13 protein-coding genes are annotated in these 19,000 nt (G+C 44.0%); 9 read left to right on the top strand and 4 right to left on the bottom strand.

Annotated elements, in window-relative coordinates; translation table 11 throughout:
* The first annotated feature begins 140 nt into the window (after positions 1 to 140).
* From cdaS to odhB, 8 genes are all read left to right on the top strand, one after another.
* Positions 141 to 755: a sporulation-specific diadenylate cyclase CdaS gene (gene cdaS, locus M1D98_RS10160; RefSeq protein WP_456279571.1), complete on the top strand. Its 615-nt coding sequence runs from the start codon at positions 141 to 143 to the stop codon at positions 753 to 755.
* A gap of 232 nt (positions 756 to 987) precedes the next feature.
* Positions 988 to 2,205, top strand: a complete 1,218-nt coding sequence (locus M1D98_RS10155) for a macrolide family glycosyltransferase (protein WP_456279570.1) — start codon at positions 988 to 990, stop codon at positions 2,203 to 2,205.
* Positions 2,206 to 2,572: 367 nt separating this feature from the next.
* Positions 2,573 to 3,808: a LysM peptidoglycan-binding domain-containing protein gene (locus tag M1D98_RS10150; RefSeq protein ID WP_456279569.1), complete on the top strand. Its 1,236-nt coding sequence runs from the start codon at positions 2,573 to 2,575 to the stop codon at positions 3,806 to 3,808.
* A 287-nt stretch (positions 3,809 to 4,095) separates the two neighbouring features.
* Positions 4,096 to 4,686, top strand: coding sequence for a superoxide dismutase family protein (locus M1D98_RS10145; protein ID WP_435576602.1), 591 nt, complete (start codon positions 4,096 to 4,098; stop codon positions 4,684 to 4,686).
* 63 nt (positions 4,687 to 4,749) lie between these two features.
* Positions 4,750 to 5,664 carry an AAA family ATPase gene (locus M1D98_RS10140; RefSeq protein WP_082246417.1) on the top strand — a complete coding sequence of 305 codons (915 nt, stop codon included), beginning with the start codon at positions 4,750 to 4,752 and terminating at the stop codon, positions 5,662 to 5,664.
* A gap of 10 nt (positions 5,665 to 5,674) precedes the next feature.
* A complete protein-coding gene (locus M1D98_RS10135) occupies positions 5,675 to 7,591 on the top strand; it encodes a VWA domain-containing protein (protein WP_456279568.1) in 1,917 nt (638 codons plus the stop codon).
* 228 nt (positions 7,592 to 7,819) lie between these two features.
* A complete protein-coding gene (gene sucA, locus M1D98_RS10130; RefSeq protein ID WP_268535593.1) occupies positions 7,820 to 10,654 on the top strand; it encodes a 2-oxoglutarate dehydrogenase E1 component in 2,835 nt (944 codons plus the stop codon).
* Positions 10,655 to 10,669: 15 nt separating this feature from the next.
* Positions 10,670 to 11,923, top strand: a complete 1,254-nt coding sequence (gene odhB / locus M1D98_RS10125) for a 2-oxoglutarate dehydrogenase complex dihydrolipoyllysine-residue succinyltransferase (protein ID WP_268535592.1) — start codon at positions 10,670 to 10,672, stop codon at positions 11,921 to 11,923.
* 51 nt (positions 11,924 to 11,974) lie between these two features.
* Here the strand turns inward: odhB and M1D98_RS10120 are convergent, their stop codons facing one another.
* Positions 11,975 to 12,937, bottom strand: a complete 963-nt coding sequence (locus M1D98_RS10120) for a bile acid:sodium symporter family transporter (RefSeq protein ID WP_435576605.1) — start codon at positions 12,935 to 12,937, stop codon at positions 11,975 to 11,977.
* 230 nt (positions 12,938 to 13,167) lie between these two features.
* Between M1D98_RS10120 and M1D98_RS10115 the strand changes: the two genes are divergently transcribed.
* Entirely contained in the window at positions 13,168 to 14,505 is a 1,338-nt protein-coding gene (locus M1D98_RS10115; protein ID WP_010331305.1) for a sodium-dependent transporter, read from the top strand.
* 32 nt (positions 14,506 to 14,537) lie between these two features.
* Here the strand turns inward: M1D98_RS10115 and M1D98_RS10110 are convergent, their stop codons facing one another.
* The 3 genes from M1D98_RS10110 to dhaS all read right to left on the bottom strand — a co-directional run bounded on the left by M1D98_RS10110 (position 14,538) and on the right by dhaS (position 18,859).
* A complete protein-coding gene (locus M1D98_RS10110; protein WP_010331304.1) occupies positions 14,538 to 15,383 on the bottom strand; it encodes a superoxide dismutase in 846 nt (281 codons plus the stop codon).
* Positions 15,373 to 17,271, bottom strand: a complete 1,899-nt coding sequence (locus tag M1D98_RS10105; protein WP_456279567.1) for a terpene cyclase/mutase family protein — start codon at positions 17,269 to 17,271, stop codon at positions 15,373 to 15,375. The genes M1D98_RS10110 and M1D98_RS10105 overlap by 11 nt, the downstream gene beginning before the upstream one ends.
* Positions 17,272 to 17,371: 100 nt before the next feature.
* Positions 17,372 to 18,859, bottom strand: a complete 1,488-nt coding sequence (gene dhaS, locus M1D98_RS10100) for an aldehyde dehydrogenase DhaS (RefSeq protein WP_121642722.1) — start codon at positions 18,857 to 18,859, stop codon at positions 17,372 to 17,374.
* Positions 18,860 to 19,000 lie beyond the last annotated feature (141 nt).

Here is a 19,000-nt window from a genome sequence, read left to right as displayed (position 1 = left end):
AAATCACGCCTAAAAAGGTGAAAATATACTGAATGATTCTTTGAATTTCCATTCTTTACATCCCTCCTTTACCTATAGAATGTGCATCAATAAAATAAGCATGCGTGAAAAGTTGGAAATTTGATAGGAGATGAAGGTCCATGCGCTATGAACAAATGTCGGAAAATGTATTTAAGGGAAAGATACAAATATTCTTGGAGGAAATATTGGTTGATACGTCGCTAATTTTGAAAACACTTCACGAAAAAGACCAGTGCCTTCTTTGTGAGTTAGATGAATTAGGGCATATTTTTCAGGACATGCAGGGCATCGCATCATCCTTTTATTTGCAGTCATACATTGAGCAATTTACGCCGGCATTCATCGAGCTGGCCAAGGCGATTAAAGCTTTATCAGAACATAAGCATGGTGCTCTAATTGTGATAGAAAGAACGGACCCGGTTGAACTCTTTATTCAAAAAGGGACCTCCCTTCATGCGGAAATTAGCGCTTCATTAATTGAGAGCATCTATTTCCCCGGAAACCCTCTTCATGATGGCGCTTTATTGGTGAGAGAAAACAAACTCGTCTCAGCAGGCAATGTCCTCCCGCTGACAACAAAGGAAGTGGATATCCATTTGGGAACCCGGCACCGCGCTGCTCTTGGTATGTCGGGGTATACGGATGCGCTTGTGCTCGTTGTTTCAGAAGAGACAGGGAAGATGTCGTTTGCTAAAGACGGTGTATTATATCCATTAATTTCGCCAAGAACGTAAAAATAAATAAAAGGGCCTGAAAATGACTCCTATCTTGAGTCAATAGGACTGAATCCACCTCTTTTTTAAAGCATTCACTTTACGCTGAATGCTTTTTGGCTTGAATCAGAAAATATAAACTGGTAGAAAAGTTATATGTGATGAATATTAATTAAGTTAAATACTTTACCTGATTTTGTATTTGTAGTACCGTATAAAATTATTACATCTATTATAGGAAGGGTGCTGCCGCATGGCTAACGTATTAATGATCGGTTTCCCCGGTGAAGGGCATATTAATCCGTCTATCGGTGTAATGAAGGAGCTGAAATCCCGGGGAGAACAAATTACTTACTATGCAGTGAAGGAATACAAAGAAAAAATTGACGCTCTTGATGTTGAGTTTCGTGAGTATCAGGATTTTCGGGAGGATCACTTCGGGAAAAACGCAACCGGAGACGAAGAAAGAGATGTCACAGAAATGATCTGCGTCTTTTTGAAAGGCTGTATTGAGATCGTGACTCATATTTATGATGAAGTCAAACATGAATCATATGATTATGTTATCTATGATCACCATCTTCTCGCTGGTAAAATCATTGCCAATTTGTTGAAGTTGCCGAGATTTTCATTGTGTACAACCTTTGCAATGAATGAAGAATTTACGAAGCAAATGATGGGAGCATACATGAAAGGATCACTTGAAGATTCGCCTCATTATGAATCTTATCAGCAGCTTTCAGAAACCTTAAATACTGAATTTCAAGCAGAGATCAAGAAGCCATTTGATGTTTTTTTAGCAGATGGGGACTTGACGATTGTCTTTACATCAAGAGAATTTCAGCCATTAGCCGAGAAATTTGGCGATCGCTATGTATTTGTCGGTCCTTCCATTACGGAAAGAGCCGGAAACAAAGATATCCCATTTGATCAAATTGACAATGAAAACGTGCTGTTTATTTCAATGGGAACTATTTTTAACAATCAAAAGCAGTTTTTTAATCAATGCCTAGAAGTGTGTAAAGACTTTGACGGTAAAGTTGTGCTTTCCATCGGCAAGCATATGAAACCGAGTGAGTTAAACGACATTCCGGAAAATTTTATTGTACGCCCGTATGTCCCTCAGCTAGAGATCCTGAAAAGAGCCAGCTTATTTGTGACTCACGGCGGGATGAACAGCACAAGTGAAGGTTTGTATTTTGAAACCCCGCTTGTTGTCATTCCGATGGGAGGTGACCAGTTTGTCGTCGCAAATCAGGTGGAAAAAGTCGGCACAGGAAAAGTGCTGAAAAAAGAACAATTATCTGAAAGCCTTCTGAAAGAGACGATTCAAGAAGTAATGAACAATCGTGCATATGCTGAAAAGGCAAAAGAAATTGGACAATCACTCCAAGCGGCGGGCGGCTCTAAAAAAGCTGCCGATCGTATTCTTGAATTTGTGAAACACAAAAAGCAATCTGCTAACGCATAGTGTAATAGCCTGTTCTTACAATAGGACAGGCTTTCTATTCTTTCGTGAAGGGATTTGACACGCCGATAGAGAATTGATAGGAAAAACAGACAAGAAAGGAGGCAAAACTGCTCCGTTCATCAAAGAAACCCATCATTTGTACCCCTCGCTTAAATAGTTCCTTAGACTTTCGAAAAAATATAGGCAGCTCATGTAAAATATTAGGTGTTTGTTTGAAGGACTAAAGGTCGAACGATGCTGAAATGGCTGCCGATTATTTGAAAAGGGTTTAACTTGCTGAAAAAGTGACGATAAAACTGATGTGTGCCCATTTTTGGAAAGAAAATACTACTGTTTTTGCGCATAAACAGTTTAGGAGGTTGATTGAATGAAAAAGAAGATTGTAGCCGGCTTGGCTGTTTCCGCAGTTGTTGGGTCATCGATTGCCGCAGCGCCCGCGGAAGCAAAAACAATTAAAGTGAAAAACGGTGACTCTCTTTGGAAACTTTCCCGCCAGTACGATACGACGATATCAGCTTTGAAATCCGAAAACAAATTGAAATCAACGGTGATTTATGCCGGACAAAGCCTTAAAATTCCTAAGAGCAGCAAAAAAAGCACGACATCCCCATCACACTCAAGCAAAACGTCAACATACACAGTTGCCTATGGTGATTCGTTGTGGATGATTGCTAAAAATCATAAAATGAGTGTTTCTGAACTTAAAAGTATAAACAGCCTGACAAGTGACCTCATTCGGCCCGGACAAAAGCTTAAGATTAAAGGGACAAGCAGTTCAAGCGGCTCAAACGGATCGAAAAAAAACAGCGGTTCCAATTCCTCAGGCTCGTCAAAAAGTACATATACAGTTAAGCTTGGTGACTCTCTGTGGAAAATCGCTAACAGCTTACATATGACAGTAGCCGAATTAAAAACCTTAAATGGCTTAACATCAGATACGCTGTACCCTAAGCAGATACTCAAAATAAAAGGGAACAGTTCATCTAACAGCGGAAGCAGCGGTTCCAAGAAGCCGTCAAACTCCAATTCTTCAAAAACAGCTACATACAAGGTGAAAGCAGGCGATTCGCTGTGGAAAATCGCGAATCAGCTCGGGGTTACTGTGCAAAGCATCCGTGATAAAAACAAATTATCATCTGATGTTCTGCAAATCGGGCAGGTTCTGACGATTTCGGGAGCTTCAAAACCTGACAATTCAAATCAGACAAAGCCAAAAGACAACTCGGGATCAAACGTTCAAATAGGCTCGAAGATTGACAGAATGATAACAGAAGCGAAAAAATATGTCGGGGTGCCATACCGCTGGGGCGGAAACACGCCTGCCGGTTTTGATTGCAGCGGTTACATTTATTACCTCATTAACAAAGTATCATCGATATCTAGATTAAGTACGGCAGGGTATTGGAATGTGATGCAAAAAGTCAGCCAGCCGTCAGTTGGAGATTTTGTCTTCTTTACCACATATAAATCAGGACCGTCTCACATGGGGGTTTACCTGGGCGGCGGAGACTTTATTCATGCAAGCTCATCTGGCGTCGACATTTCCAATCTCAGCAATTCATATTGGAAACAGCGCTATTTGGGCGCAAGAAGCTATTTTTAAAAACGAGTATGGACAACATCCTAAAACGTTTTCGGTTTAGGATGTTGTCATCTTTTCATCGTAATTGAAAACCCTTGAAGCGTGAGCATCGGAGGCGACTTCCGCACGATACGGTGTGACACAGGCGTTTGAGCAGGGTCTCTAGATTGTAGCGACTGAGCTCGCGGCAGGGCCGCAATGAATGCGAGGATTTATCCGACACGCTGTAAAAAGCCTTTTTATAGGCTTTTTTGTTTAGATCAGACAATGATTGACCACACTGTTAGAAAAAACAAGGGGGAGACAGTATGTACCGTCTCTTGCTGTTGATGTTGCTGACGGCTCTGGGAGTTGCGGGATGCGGACAAAAAAACCCTCATGATCCTCCTGATCGGGTGCCGGAAAAAGAAGTGATTGAAACGTCAGCGTTTGGTCACCATGTCCAGCTGGTTAATCGTGAAGGCAAAGCAGTCGGTTTTATAGAAATCAAAGAATCAGATGACGAAGGCCTCGATATTCACGTTTCAGCTAACAGCCTGCGTCCCGGCGCTTCACTAGGTTTTCATATTCATGAGAAAGGTTCATGTGTCAGGCCGGATTTTGAATCAGCGGGAGGCCATTTTAATCCGCTGAACAAAGAACACGGCTTCAACAATCCGATGGGGAATCATGCCGGAGATCTGCCAAACCTTGAAGTTGGTGCCGATGGAAAAGTAGATGTCATAATGAATGCGCCGGACACCTCACTGAAAATAGGAAGTAAGCTAAATATCCTCGATCATGATGGGAGTGCGTTTATTATTCATGAACATGCCGACGATTATTTAACAAATCCTAGCGGAAATTCAGGTGCGCGTATCGTCTGCGGAGCCCTTTCCGGAAATAACGAGAAGCAGTAAAATCATCCAAGCCCTTTTGTATTGAGTATACAGGGGCTTTTTTAGTATACTCGTTTATGGAATATGAACAGGAAAGGGAACCAGACTATGACAACTCAAATACAGCACGTAACATTGCCTGAAGAGATACAACAAAAGCTTTTATTATATAAAGACCAGCCGATTTCCCCTGAATTTCAGTCGCTTATCGGAACGCCAGGCTATGAGGCGGAGGATGAAGCGATTTTATTTGACGCCATCATCGCATTAGCCATGGGAAAAAATGTCCTGCTGAAAGGGCCTACTGGCTCAGGAAAAACAAAGCTGGCAGAAACATTGTCAGGCTATTTTCATAAACCGATGCACAGTGTCAACTGTTCAGTGGACTTGGACGCTGAAGCCTTAGTCGGCTATAAAACGATTGAAAATCAATCTGGCCAGGCAACGATCGAGTTTGTTTCAGGGCCTGTCACAAAAGCTATGAAAGAAGGCCATTTTCTTTATATAGATGAAATCAATATGGCAAAGCCGGAAACACTGCCCATTTTAAACGGTGTATTAGATTACAGAAAAATGATGACAAATCCGTTTACAGGCGAGGTCATTCGGGCTAAAGAAGGGTTCGGAGTCATTGCGGCCATCAATGAAGGCTATGTCGGAACTGTTCCGCTGAATGAAGCATTGAAAAACCGTTTTGTCATCATTGATGTACCTTATATTAAAGGCGAGCTGCTAAAACAAGTGCTCATGTCTCAGTCAGCCCTGAAAGATGAGAAATTGATTGACCGGTTTATCACGCTTTCCTCTGACCTGATCGTCCAGGCCAATAACGGCCAGGTGTCTGAGGAGGCGGCATCCATCAGAGCATTAATTGATACATGTGATTTAGCCGCTTATATTCCGCCGCGCCGTGCGATTGAGCGGGGAATTGTAGAAAAGCTTGATGATGACCGGGAAAAGGCGGCAGTCCGAAATATCGCTGAAACTCTGTTTGAATGAGGGAGCTTCGATGAAATTTATCAAATTTAACGACAGCACAATCGATTCGTTTTTATTTATGATGCTCACTGATTTGGCCAAAACACTGACCAAGAGTGAAGCGGTAGAAGTGGAGTATGGCGTTCAGTCGTATTACAACCCTTTTGAAAAGAAAATTTATATGAGCCATTTTTGGAAGGACAGGGCGGCTGAGGACATGGAAGCGGGCCTAAAAAGCGACGTCTACTTGCGTTCGGTCGGAACGAGATATAGCTCTTTGCAAGAGTTTGCGAGCTTTTTGGATGATATTCATCGGCATCTGACATTCAAAAGCTTTGCAAAGCAGCTGTTTATGCTGCTTGAGGACATCAGAATTGAAGAATGCATCAAACACGAGCGTCCGGGTACGAAACATGTATTTGCGAAGCGAAAAGACATGTACAGAAAACACTTCTCCACCCAGCTGACTTTAAATTTAGAGCGAAGCATTTTTACGGATGCCCTCTTTTGCGCAATCTATGTCAAGCTAACAGCGGAATCGCCGCTCGAGACCCTTCCGTCTATGCGTGAAGATATCGATCTGATGCGACCGTTTATTGAGCAGCAGCTTTTGCGTGTGTATGAAGCAGATTCGACACGTCAGGTTCTGAAAATTGTTGAAGACCTCATGGACGGGCTTGAAGAGGTGCTCGACAAAGACATGCTGAACACCTACTTCTTTTTGCCTGAGCTTGATTACGCAAAAGCTGCAGAACAGCCATTGTTTGAAGAAGAGAAAAAAGCGCCGAAGCTGAGTGATGACATCACGCTTCCGAAAAAGTCAGACGGCGACGAGGATATTCATGAAGAAGAAATGCCGACGTGGCACCGGGAAACAGAAGCTCCGTCTAAGAGCTTCCTTCAATTTGATATTGAACACGGCGCAAAATCAGATGTAGGAAAAGACGCTTCAAGGGAAGGCGACGATGGAGATCAAGCGCTTGGTTCAGTCCAAGGATCAGCCAGACAAACAAAACGGAAAGACTATTCCAAGCTGGAAGCGCTGGAGTCCCGGAAAGACCAGCCAAACGGAGCGGGTATGGCCGACGGAAAAGAAAATAAATATGCATTTTCGATTTACAAAGAACCGAAGCCGGCTACCAGTGAAGAAGCGCTTTCTTATAAACAGCAGGCAAAAACGATCGAATCATATCAAAAGCGTTTGAAACAAATGATTCAAAAAACGCTGGAGCATAAAAAAACATTGCCGAGAACAGATCTTCATGCCGGTCGGCTGAACAATAAGCTCCTCCGTTACTTCACTGAGCGGAATCCGCGCCTCTTCTACAAAAAGCAAGAACCGTCTTCCGAAATTGACGCAGCTTTTACTTTGCTGGTCGACTGTTCAGCCAGCATGTTCGACAAAATGGAAGAGACAAAGCGGGGAATCGTGCTGTTTCACGAAGCGTTGAAATCGGTAGCGGTTCCGCATCAGATTGTCGGTTTCTGGGAAGACACAAACGATGCGACCGAAACAAGCCAGCCAAACTATTTCAATACGGTTATTCCTTTCCAATCGTCATTAAGACAAGATGCCGGGCCTGCCATTATGCAGCTCGAGCCTGAGGAAGATAACCGTGACGGCTATGCGATCCGCCAGATGACGAAACAAATGCTGCAGCGCAGCGAGGCGCAAAAGTTCTTAATTGTTTTCTCGGATGGAGAGCCGGCCGCGTTTGGCTATGAACAAAACGGAATAGTCGATACAAGTGAAGCGGTTATTGAAGCGCGAAAAAGAGGAATAGAAGTCATAAATGTTTTTCTTTCCAACACAGAAATAGAAGAATCACAGATGAAGACCATTCAGGATATGTACGGAAAATTCAGTATATTCGTCCCGAATGTCGATCAGCTCCCGGATGTTCTGTATCCGCTGCTGAAAAAACTGCTCCATAAAAGCATAGGTTAACTCTTGATCCTATGCTTTTTGGCGTTCCTTTTTTCAAATGATTAAATTTTTTGTTTTTTATGAAGGTTTTTTACTATTTTGTGAACAATCAAGGTAGAATCAAATTGCAAACAGTGGTAAAATATCGTTGGAAGCGTTTTTATTACATAATTTTGGACACATCGTTCGAAAGTTATTTTAAGATAGTGAATCAATCACTTGATTATCTAAGTTGGGGGTAATATTCAAATGTTTCAAAATAGTATGAAACAACGAATGAATTGGGAAGATTTTTACGGTCCGAACCTCGGCTATGCGCTGGAGCTTTACGATCAGTACACCCAGGATCCGAACAGCATTGACCCGGATCTAAAGGAAATGTTCGACGAGCTCGGTGCTCCGCCAAACGATATAAAAGAGGCCTCGGGAACAGAAGAAAAGGGACGTGTTACAGCCGATCTGATTCAAAAGATCGCAGCCGCAGTCAGACTTGCAGAAGATATCCGAACCTATGGCCATTTAAACGCTTCCGTCAATCCGCTCAGAAAGGATGGGAAAAAGAGCGAACTCTTTCCATTATCCGATTACGGGCTAACAGAAGAGGAAATAAAAGCAATACCTGCGTCAGTAATTTGCAAAGACGCTCCTAAAAACATTACGAACGGTTTAGAAGCCATTCAGTATTTACGAAATACGTATAAAAGAACGATCTCATTTGAATTTGACCACGTGCATGACTTCAAAGAGCGCGAGTGGCTGACAAAGATGATTGAATCCGGCGAGCTCTTTCAGAAGAACTCAGCTGAAAAGCTGTCGGCTGTGCTGGAAAGACTGACAGAAGTAGAGGGCTTTGAGCAGTTTTTACACCGCACATTCGTCGGACAGAAGCGTTTTTCCATTGAGGGTTTGGACGCACTTGTTCCAGTGCTGGATGACATTATTGCACAATCTGTCAAATCCGGTACGACAAGTGTCAACATCGGGATGGCGCACAGGGGGCGCCTGAATGTCTTGGCGCACGTGCTCGGCAAACCGTACGAAATCATTTTCTCCGAATTCCAGCATGCGCCGAATAAAGATCTTGTCCCGTCTGAGGGATCAATCGGAATCAGCTACGGATGGACAGGGGATGTCAAATACCATCTCGGGGCGAATCGGGAGCTTCAAGACGCTGCAACCAAATCAGCGCGCATTACGTTAGCAAACAACCCGAGCCATTTGGAATTTATCAACCCGATTGTTGAAGGCAGCACAAGAGCGGCACAGGAAACGAGAACACAAAGCGGATACCCTGTGCAGGACGAAACGAAATCGCTTGCCATTTTAATTCATGGAGATGCAGCATTCCCTGGGGAAGGAATTGTCGCTGAAACATTGAATTTAAGTTCTTTAAAAGGGTATCAAGTAGGCGGTGCGATTCATATTATCGCCAATAACATGATCGGATTCACAACAGAAAGCGCTGAATCAAGATCAACAAAATATGCCAGTGATCTGGCGAAGGGCTATGAAATTCCAATTGTCCACGTGAATGCGGATGATCCTGAAGCCTGTCTTTCAGCTGTTAAGTTTGCGGTAGAATACCGAAAAACATTCAACAAAGACTTTCTGATTGACTTGATCGGGTACAGACGCTACGGACATAACGAAATGGATGAGCCGTCTACCACTCAGCCAATGCTGTATGATGCTGTCAGAAAGCATCCGACCGTCAAACACATTTTCGCTGAAAAGCTTGTGAAAGAAGGCGTGCTTGATGAGGAAGTTGTTCAAAACATCGAAAAATCGGTAACGAAGCGCATTGAGGATGCTTATCAGAAAGTGCCGGCTAAAAAGGAACCGACCGCTACTGAAATTGAACTTCCAGAGCCTGTTTCAAACGGTTTTCCTGATGTGGACACATCCATTGATTTTGATGTGCTCCGCAAGCTGAATGGCGAATTGGTCAACTGGCCGGAGTCATTTAACGTTTTCGGCAAGCTTAAGCGCATTTTAGAAAGACGCGCCAAAGCGTTCGATGATGACAGAAAAGTGGAATGGTCTTTGGCAGAATCACTCGCATTTGCATCTATTTTAAAAGACGGAACACCGATTCGTTTAACAGGACAGGATTCTGAGCGCGGAACGTTCGCCCAAAGAAACCTTGTGCTTCATGACAGTGAGACGGGCGAAGAATTTGTGCCGCTTCATCACTTAACTGACTGTGAGACATCTTTTGCGGTTCATAACAGCCCGCTGTCTGAAGGATCGGTTCTCGGCTTTGAATATGGCTATAACGTGCATTCACCAGAAACGCTTGTCATGTGGGAAGCGCAGTATGGAGATTTTGCCAACGCTGCTCAAGTGTATTTTGACCAATTCATTTCTGCCGGACGCGCGAAATGGGGCCAAAAATCCGGATTAGTCATGCTTCTTCCGCACGGTTACGAGGGCCAGGGGCCCGAGCACTCAAGCGGAAGAATCGAACGGTTCCTGCAGCTTGCGGCGGAAAACAACTGGACGGTTGCCAACCTGACAAGCGCCGCACAATATTTTCATATTTTAAGAAGACAGGCCAAAATGCTGCTTCGTGAAGAAATCAGGCCGCTCGTCATTATGACGCCAAAGAGCCTTCTCCGTAATCCGAATACGGTTTCGGAAGTGCAGGAGCTCAGCGAAAGCCGCTTCCAGCCTGTTTATGAACAGTCCGGACTTTCTCATGACTATGAAAAAGTAACCAGACTTGTATTATCCAGCGGGAAAGTGTCCATAGACATCAGCGACCATTTCAACAAGTTAGAAGACGGTAAAGAATGGCTTCACATTGCGAGAATTGAACAGCTGTATCCATTCCCGGCAAAAGGAATCAAAGATTTATTTGCAAAACTTCCGAACCTGAAAGAAATCGTTTGGGTGCAGGAAGAACCGCAGAACATGGGGGCTTGGAGTTATATCAGCCCGTATTTGACAGAAATTGCACCAAAGGGAGTAGGCGTTCAATATATTGGACGAAGAAGACGATCCAGCCCTGCAGAAGGAGATCCGACAGTTCATAAAAAAGAACAGGAACGTATTGTATCTGATAGCTTGACTCGCAAAAACTAAGGGGGAAATGAAAAAATGGCGGAAATTAAGGTACCTGAATTAGCAGAATCAATCTCAGAAGGAACAATAGCCCAATGGTTAAAGCAGCCTGGTGACTATGTAGAACAGGGTGAATATCTGCTTGAACTAGAAACGGATAAAGTAAATGTTGAATTGACAGCAGAAGAATCGGGCGTACTTCAAGAGGTATTGAAAGATTCGGGTGATACCGTCCAGGTCGGAGAAATTATCGGTACGATTTCAGAAGGCGCGGGTGAAAGTTCTGCCCCTGCTCCTTCAGATAAAGCTGAAAGCAAAAATAGCGAGAAAGAAGAGAAACAGGCCGAACCAGCGGCGCAAGAGGTGAGCGAGGAAGCGCAAACCGAAGCAAAGTCCAGAACAATCGCTTCTCCTTCAGCCCGTAAGCTGGCTAGAGAAAAAGGAATTGACCTGTCTCAGGTTCCAACGGGAGATCCGCTTGGAAGAGTGCGCAAGCAGGATGTCGAAGCGTACGAAAAACCGGCATCAAAACCGGCTCCTCAGCAAAAACAGCAGCCTCAGGCTCAAAAAGCACAGCAAAGCTTTGACAAACCTGTCGATGTGCAAAAAATGTCACGCCGCAGACAAACGATTGCAAAACGCCTTGTAGAGGTACAGCAGACATCAGCAATGCTGACTACATTTAATGAAGTAGACATGACGGCTGTCATGAATCTCAGAAAACGCCGCAAAGATCAATTCTTTGAGCAAAACGAAGTGAAGCTCGGCTTTATGTCTTTCTTCACGAAAGCAGTCGTCGCTGCGCTGAAAAAATATCCGCTTTTGAATGCGGAAATTCAAGGCGATGAGCTCATCGTTAAGAAATTCTACGATATCGGGATTGCTGTTGCGGCTGATGAAGGCCTTGTCGTTCCTGTTGTACGGGATGCGGACCGTCTGACATTTGCAGGAATCGAAAAGGAAATCGGCGAGCTTGCGAAAAAAGCAAGAAACAATAAATTAACCCTTAGTGAGCTTCAGGGCGGTTCCTTCACGATTACAAACGGGGGGACTTTCGGTTCGCTGATGTCGACTCCGATTTTAAACAGCCCTCAAGTCGGTATATTGGGCATGCATAAGATTCAACTGCGCCCTGTCGCAATTGATGAAGAGCGTTTCGAAAACCGTCCGATGATGTATATCGCTTTATCTTATGATCACCGGATTGTTGACGGTAAAGAAGCGGTTGGTTTCTTAGTGACAATCAAAAATTTACTGGAAGATCCTGAACAGCTTTTATTAGAGGGATAATTAACAAAGGGTACATCACGAAAAAAGTGATGTACCTTTTTTAATGGGAATTTAAAGTGACAGATTGCTGTTAGGTGCAGTTTGTTTCTTTTTCGCTTTCTTTGACCAGTACGTTGCAAGCATGGAGCCTGAAAGGTTATGCCACACACTGAACATCGCGCTAGGTACGGCAAATAACGGTGCGAAATGAGCCGTGGCAAGTGCGGCCCCAAGTCCTGAATTTTGCATGCCGACTTCGATTGCAATCGCTTTTTGAGATGGATAATCCAATTTGAAAAGCTTTGCGCAAAGAAATCCAAGCACATAACCGATACCGTTATGCAGAATGACAACAGAAAAAATGAGCAGCCCAGATTGAAGCAGATGTTCCCGGTTGCCGCTGACGACAGCTGAGACAATCGCAACGATGCCAATGACAGAAACAAGCGGAAGGGCATGTATGGCTTTTTCCACTTGTTTTCTGAAAAACATTTTGACGATCACGCCTGCAATGATCGGAAATAACACAGCCTGCAAGATTGAAATAAATAAAGACCCCGGCGAGACAGGAAGCCATTCCTTGGCAAACACCATAATCAAAATCGGTGTTAAAACGGGCGCCAATAAGGTGGAAATTGTTGTGACAGCAACAGAAAGAGCCGTATTTCCTTTTGCTAAGAAAGTCATGACATTCGAGGCTGTGCCGCCAGGACAGCAGCCGACAAGAATAACACCCACTGCGATTTCTGCTGGAAGGTGCAGCCCAAATGCCAGGCCGAAAGCAACAAGCGGCATGATGGTATACTGTAAAATCACCCCAACCATGACATGCCAAGGTTTTCTGAGGAGCTCTTTGAAATCACCGGCTTGCAGTGTAAGACCCATTCCAAACATGATAATGCCAAGAAGAATCGTAATATAAGAACTAATCCATGTAAAAAAAGACGGGAAAGAAAACCCCAGCACGGCAAAAACAATGACCCATATACCGAAGGTTTGTCCCGCGAAATGACTTATTTTTCTAATGATGTCCATCATAACACTCCTTACACATTTATCAAGAACTTCAGCAGAAATTCTCACAGATTTTAAAGCATCCTCTTATTATAATTAATTTTCTGAATAATTCAATATCAGCAATTAAATTGTCTTTATATGAATAACGATAAAAATATTATGTAAACTAAAGAAAATGTTCTTGACTATATAGGAGGATATTCTTACAATGAATCTTTATAATGGTTTGATAAATTAGGAGTGATAGGGTGAAGGAAGCAAATCAATGGTCTTCGAAGCTCGGCTTTATTTTGGCTGCGGCAGGATCAGCTATCGGGCTTGGTGCGATATGGAAATTTCCATATGTAGCGGGCACCAGCGGTGGAGGCGCATTTTTACTTATTTTTATTTTATTTACGGTTTTAATCGGACTGCCTTTATTGTTTGGTGAATTCATCATAGGCAGAAAAACACAGAAAGATGCCGTTCAATCCTATAAAACACTCGCTCCGGGGACGAAGTGGCATTGGATCGGTTATTTAGGCATGGCGACGTGCTTTATTCTTTTATCTTTCTACAGCGTCGTCGGCGGGTGGATTTTAATTTATATTACAAAAGGTTTTACTGGCGGTTTAACGAAAACATCTGGTTTTGATACAATATTTGCTAGTACAATTTCAAATCCTTATTTGGCTGTAGGAGGCCAACTGCTCTTTATGGTGGTGACCATTTTAGTAGTTGCCAAAGGGGTAAGCAGCGGAATTGAAAAAGCCAGCCAAGTGTTAATGCCGGCGCTTTTTATATTATTTCTCATATTAATGGTGCGTTCTGTCACACTTGATGGCGCGATGGAAGGGCTCAAGTTTTTCCTGATGCCCGACATAACAGCAATTGATGCCAATACGATTTTATATGCGATGGGCCAATCCTTTTTCTTATTAAGTGTCGGCGTATCTGTCATGGTAACGTATAGCTCTTATTTAGAAAAACAGGAAAATCTTGTGCAGTCTGCTGTATCCGTAACGGTATTGAACATGCTTGTTGCTGTCATGGCCGGAATTGCGATTTTTCCAGCTGTATTTTCATTCGGCCTCAAACCAGACCAAGGGCCTGTGCTGTTATTTAACGTGCTGCCGACTGTGTTTAATCAAATGCCGTTTGGAATTATCTTTTTATTAGCATTTTTAATTTTATTTTTATTTGCGGCACTCACATCCGCTTTTTCAATGCTGGAAATTCTGGTCGCAGTGCTTTCTAAAGGCGATGTCAATAAGAGAAAACGATTCGCTTGGGTAGGCGGAATTGCTATTTTTATTGTCGGTGTGCCGTCTGCACTATCATACGGTGTCCTAAGTGACGTTACTATTTTTCACTTGTCTATTTTTGATGCGGCCGACTATCTTGTCAGCAATATCTTAATGCCGTTAGGCGCGTTATTGATTTCTATATTTGTTCCTTTAAAAATACCGAAACAGGATTTGTTTGACGAGCTAAAAAGCGGGTCCAACCTGAAACGAAAGTGGTTTGCGGTTTGGCTCCTGCTCATTCGTTATCTATCTCCTGTTGCCATCATCATCGTGTTTTTGCATGTGATCGGCATTTTTTAAAACATGAGGCCCCCGGAAAAGGGGGGCTTTTTTTAATAGAGTTTCCAAACGACTTCTTTTGCCTGCTGGAACCGTTTTTCTGGCTCGCGCCAATCCACGACATTCCACCAGTGATCGACATAGCTCGCCCGGTCATTTTTATATTGCAAATAATACGCGTGTTCCCATACGTCAAGCGCTAAAAGAGGGATCACATCCCATTGGCTGAAGAGCTGGTGCTTTTCTGCGGCTAAAATCTCCAGCCGTCCCGACCGAGGCGCCCAGACCAGAATGGCCCAGCCGACACCCTCCACTTTTTTAGCGGCCTGAGTAAAATGTTCTTTAAAAGCGGAATAGCTTCCAAATGAAAGATCAATCATTTGGAACAATGCCCCGGTAGGACGCCGTTTTCCGTTTGGATGCATCGAAAACCAGAAAATGCTGTGCAAATAATGGCCTGCTCCATGGAATGCAAGCTCTCTTTCCCAATGAGTGATCAAGTCATAATTCTTTGATGCTCTTGCTTTTTTAAGCTCTGTTTCTGCTTTATTCAGGCCGTCAACATAGCTTTGGTGATGCTTCGTATGGTGAAGGACCATAATGTCGCGTGAAATATAAGGTTCTAAAGCGGAATATTTGTACGGAAGCTTCGGCAGCACATGTTTTCCTATAGGGACGTACGCGCGTCTTTCACTTGTATCCTCTGATTCTGTAATATCCCGATAAAGGGCAGCGGCCTGCTTATACCAATCATCTTCTGTTGTTTGGTCATCTTCCAATGCTGCAATCATCTTGTCAATTTGATCTTCAAACTGATCAAGCTGTCCTCGCTTTTGAATCTGGTCCTTCAAGGCTTCACACCAATTGAACATTTCTGTTTGATAAGATTCACGTTTCATTTGCTGTCTCCTTTTCAATAGAATTCAAATATCTTCCGACAGCCTGCAAAGAGAATACATATGGATAACTGTGATAGCGGATATAAAATTGCTTTGGCAATCCGATCCCTGTTGGATAAGCCAGACTATCGGCGCCATGAGAACTGCTGTCAGTAAGGTAATGCATACCTTTCACAACAGAGGGGTGTTCGGGATTTTCGTATGTGAGCAAAGCGTCTAAAGCCCAGGCCGTCTGTACAATTGTTCCTCTATTAAGCGGAACGTACGTTTTGACTTCGGCGCTTTTGCATGATTCTCCCCAGCTGCCATCATCTAGCTGAATGGATTTGAGCCAGCGAAGGCTCTTTTGTATTGCAGGGTGCTTCCGGTCAACCCCGCAGGCATGCAGCCCCGTAAGAGCAGCCCATGTGCCGTAAATATAGCAAACCCCCCATCTCCCGTACCATGACCCATTTTGTTCTTGATGTTCAAAAAGCCAGTTCACTGCGCGCTGAATAAGTTGATGTTTTTCTGTGAATCCGGCTTTCTCGCCTAAAAAGTGCAGCACACGTCCGGTAAGGTCGGCGGTTGAAGGGTCAACTGCCGCGTCCTCGGCGGATTCAAGCGGGAGAAGGCGTATCAGAGGATGGTTCACATTTTTCTCAAAAGCTGAAAATCCGCCGTCATTGTTTTGCATCGATAATAGCCAAGATACTCCTCGCTCCCAAGCTGAAGGAGAATAACTGCGTGGAATCGCTTTTAATGCCGCAGCCGTATCGTCACAGTCAGGGTTGTTTGTATTGATGTTTGAAAATCCCCACCCGCCAGGAGCTGAACCTGGATTTTTAACAGACCAATCTGCTATTTTCGTATGCTGGCGTTTCAGCAAAAAGGCGGCTGCTTTTGCAATAGAGCCGTCAGTTTCAGTCACGCCGTTTTTTTGAAGGGCATAGCTGATCAGAGCCGTATCCCAAACAGTGGAAGTGGAGTTTTCCAGATAAGGAATCCCGCTGCACTGTGTCACTAACGATTTGATGCCTTTCAATGCCTTTCTTATGGCAGGCGAGTGCCGCGACACACCAAGTGACAGAAGGCTGTAAACCATAAATATGGTTGCGCTCGCGTAGCTGTATAATGTTCCGTCTTTTTCAATCCGGTCCAGCATATATGTTTTAGCTGTCTGTAAGCCCAACTGCTGAAAAGCAAATGGTGCATGAAAAATGTGTTTCCAATGTGACAAAATAGATGTGAGATCTCTTTCTTCAGAAGTATCAGATCGAAGCCAAGTGAAAGGGTTTTTTGTCATGTGCGGATCGAGATGGCGCAGGGATGGAATGTTGCGGTTTTTAAGGACAAATCGCTGATTGAGTGTTACAGCCATAGGAGCGAAATGAATGCGGGCATAGGTGCTGAATTGATAAAAATGAACCGGTAATGTTGGCGGAAGCGCCATGAGCGATAATGGTAAATACAATACAGGCCAAGGGTAGAGTCCGTTTGCGGCAAGCATCCATTTTGTCATAAAATGAACATGCCTCAAACCGCCATGTGAGATGATAAATTGTTCTGCCTTCTTCATAAGCGGGTCAGATCTAAGAAAACACCCTGAAGCCAGCATCCCGACATATCCTTGTACGGTAGCCGTTATATGTCCGCTCGATTCATCGGGATAATTGATGAATGTGCCATCGGGCTGCTGTTTTTGGCGAATGCCGGCTGCAAGCGCTGATATCAGTTCTTTTTCATTCTCGCCTTCATCGAGTGAGGTGAGGAGCAAAATGAAAAATGAATTTGTCATGATTGGTCCTTCAAAACAAAATGTCCACGAACCGTCAGCATTTTGCCGGTCTTTTAACTCTAAAACGGTTTTCTTTTGAAAACGCCTGACATTCTCCTGAAGTGTGCCCATCACGCTCAACTCCTTCAGAAGCATATATATTCAGCGTTTCTAGCCGTCATTACAGAAAGAAAAAAACTGCTGGCTGGCAGCAGTTTTTTTGACATGCATGTTAGTCTTCGAGATGAATCCAGACACTTTTGACTTCTGTGTAGTTATCCAAGGCATATGAACCCATTTCACGTCCGAGCCCTGACTGTTTATAACCGCCAAATGGAGACGCCGCGTCAAACACATTATAGCAGTTCACCCAGACGGTTCCCGCTTGAAGGCGGTCCGCTATATAGTGGGCATGCTTGACGTTCTCAGTCCACAATCCAGCCGCAAGTCCATATTCTGAATGATTTGCTCGCTCAATGACTTCATCGACTGTATCATACGGAATCGCAGTCAGCACTGGCCCGAAAATCTCTTCTTTTGCGATGGTCATCTCGTCTTCAACATTCGCAAACACTGTCGGTGCGACAAAATACCCTTCTTCAAAAGGGCAGCTTCCGCCAGTCACTGCTTTCGCCCCTTCGTCTTTGCCTTTTTGAATGTAGGAAAGAACGCGTTCGTGCTGTTCCTTGCTTACGAGAGGCCCGATTTGTGTATCCTTATGAAGTCCAGCTCCTTGGCGGAGTGATTCAGCATAGGATGCCATCTCATCAACAACTTGATCATATTGGTCTTTATGAATGAAAACGCGCGAACCCGCACAGCAGACTTGGCCCTGGTTAAACATCACACCGTTTAAAGCGCCTGGGATTGCTTTTTTCAAATTCGCATCAGGCAAAAGAATATTAGGTGATTTTCCGCCCAGCTCCAATGTAACCCGCTTAATGCTTTTCGCAGCGGTCGACATGATTTTCTTTCCGATTTCAGTGGAACCGGTAAAGGCAATTTTATCAACTGCTTCATGGTTCGTCAGCGCTTCTCCCGCATCCTCACCGAATCCCGGAATAATATTGATGACACCGTCAGGGAAGCCGGCTTCGTCAATTAACTCTGCCAAGTAAAGAGCTGAAAGCGGTGTCTGTTCAGCCGGTTTGAGCACGATTGTACAGCCTGTTGCAAGAGCCGCACCCATTTTCCACATCGCCATCAGAAGCGGGAAATTCCATGGAATGATCTGGCCGACGACGCCGACAGGCTCATGGCGCGTATAATTAAAATAGGCGCCGGAAACCGGAATCGTCTGTCCAGTTATTTTTGTACACCAGCCGGCGTAATAGCGCATATGTTCAATAGCGAGCGGAATATCTCCATTCGTCGTTTCATTTATCGGTTTCCCGTTATCAAGCGTTTCAAGCTGAGCAAGTTCTGTTTTATGCTCTTCCATTAAGTCTGCCAGCTTATACATCAGTCTGCTTCTCGAAGCTGAAGACATGGTTCTCCATTCACCTTGGTCAAAGGCTTTGCGGGCAGCTTTAACCGCTTTGTCGACATCCGCAGTCTGGGCTTCATAAAGCGTTATCAAGGTTTCGCCGGTCGCCGGATTGGGAGTGTCAAAGGTTGCCCCTGAGTCACTCGGAACAAACTTTCCATCAATGTACAGCTTCTTGGTTCCCTGTAAAAATGTCTCCAGCCTTTTCGTCACTTGCATCGTTAAAGAACTCATCCGTAACAAACCTCCAGTCATTTTTATGGTCTGTTTTGAGATTCTTGGTGATAGTACATTGATTCCCTGATTCAATAGCAGAAAGAAACGATGACATTTGCTGTAAGAGTAAGCGTATACAAACATTTTATAATAGAAAAC

The organism is Bacillus sp. K7 (assembly GCF_053903245.1).
This window is presented reverse-complemented; position numbering and strand designations above follow the sequence as displayed.

Coding starts and splice junctions, on each gene's coding strand:
- sucA (WP_268535593.1), top strand. CDS start 7,820: ATGTTTCAAAATAGTATGAAACAACGAATGAATTGGGAAGATTTTTAC.
- odhB (WP_268535592.1), top strand. CDS start 10,670: ATGGCGGAAATTAAGGTACCTGAATTAGCAGAATCAATCTCAGAAGGA.
- M1D98_RS10155 (WP_456279570.1), top strand. CDS start 988: ATGGCTAACGTATTAATGATCGGTTTCCCCGGTGAAGGGCATATTAAT.
- dhaS (WP_121642722.1), bottom strand. CDS start 18,859: ATGAGTTCTTTAACGATGCAAGTGACGAAAAGGCTGGAGACATTTTTA.
- M1D98_RS10105 (WP_456279567.1), bottom strand. CDS start 17,271: ATGGGCACACTTCAGGAGAATGTCAGGCGTTTTCAAAAGAAAACCGTT.
- M1D98_RS10145 (WP_435576602.1), top strand. CDS start 4,096: ATGTACCGTCTCTTGCTGTTGATGTTGCTGACGGCTCTGGGAGTTGCG.
- M1D98_RS10135 (WP_456279568.1), top strand. CDS start 5,675: ATGAAATTTATCAAATTTAACGACAGCACAATCGATTCGTTTTTATTT.
- M1D98_RS10120 (WP_435576605.1), bottom strand. CDS start 12,937: ATGGACATCATTAGAAAAATAAGTCATTTCGCGGGACAAACCTTCGGT.
- M1D98_RS10140 (WP_082246417.1), top strand. CDS start 4,750: ATGAACAGGAAAGGGAACCAGACTATGACAACTCAAATACAGCACGTA.
- cdaS (WP_456279571.1), top strand. CDS start 141: ATGCGCTATGAACAAATGTCGGAAAATGTATTTAAGGGAAAGATACAA.
- M1D98_RS10110 (WP_010331304.1), bottom strand. CDS start 15,383: ATGAAACGTGAATCTTATCAAACAGAAATGTTCAATTGGTGTGAAGCC.
- M1D98_RS10150 (WP_456279569.1), top strand. CDS start 2,573: ATGAAAAAGAAGATTGTAGCCGGCTTGGCTGTTTCCGCAGTTGTTGGG.